At 61.7% G+C, this 839-nt stretch carries 1 protein-coding gene; it reads right to left on the reverse strand.

The annotated features are described in order from the left end of the window. Nucleotides 1-14: 14 nt before the first annotated feature. A partial coding sequence (locus HUK65_RS18490; RefSeq protein ID WP_179907760.1) for a cyclic nucleotide-binding domain-containing protein occupies nucleotides 15-839 on the reverse strand: 825 nt, incomplete at its 5' end.

An 839-nucleotide genomic window follows, 5' to 3' on the forward strand; every position in this document is an offset into this window, starting at 1 on the left:
GCTTTAGCTGCCAGTCAGTGCCCTGTGCTCGGCGGATCAATATCTGGAATTTCAAGCGAAAGCCCTCGCTTTTCTGCGCTCTCTTTAACCGCGATCCGCATCGCTTCACTTCTTTGCAGAAGGCGGCGGAAGCGGGCCTCATCCAGAACAAGCAGGGTTGAATGACTGATCGCTGTGATTTGGGTTCGCCGGACTTGTCGGCTCAAGAGGGACAACTGCCCGAACATGTCGCCGCGGCCCAGCTTGCTCTTCTGTCCCGCCGTCTCGACCTCGACCGCCCCGGAGGCGATGAAACACACCTCGCGGGGCACATCGCCCTTGCGCATCAGAACCTCGCCGGGTTGAACATAGCGCGCCTTCAGCGCCTTGGCGAGGCGTGTCCGCGCGCCATCGCCCAGATCCGCAAAAAGCGGGAACTGACGCACGAGTTCGGTCTTCTGCACCGCCAGATCCAGCGTCGGCCGACCCTCGGCGCGTTTGCGTTTGTCGGCCAGTTCCTGCTTGAGCGTGGTCAGAAGTTCCCGGCCGATCAGCCCGTCCTGATAGAGAATGTCGTATTCTCGTTCTTCCAGTCGCAGCGCGGTGCGGCGGATGAAGCGGCGCTCGATCTCTTCGGCATAGCCCGGATACTGCAGACGCAGCCCGTCGAGCGCGGATTGCGTTTCATCCTCGCGCCGTTTAAGCAGTTCATGCAGCAAATCAGCCACCCGGCGACCGTGGATGCGGCGGATCTTGGCATTGATATAGCCGTGCAGGTCACGCAGGATCAGGCGCTGGTTCAGCAGGATCTCGAACCGATCCGCCGTCATGCGGCTGAGCAGGCCGGACAGGCCCAGGCG

The organism is Rhabdonatronobacter sediminivivens (assembly GCF_013415485.1).
Lineage (GTDB): Bacteria > Pseudomonadota > Alphaproteobacteria > Rhodobacterales > Rhodobacteraceae > Rhabdonatronobacter > Rhabdonatronobacter sediminivivens.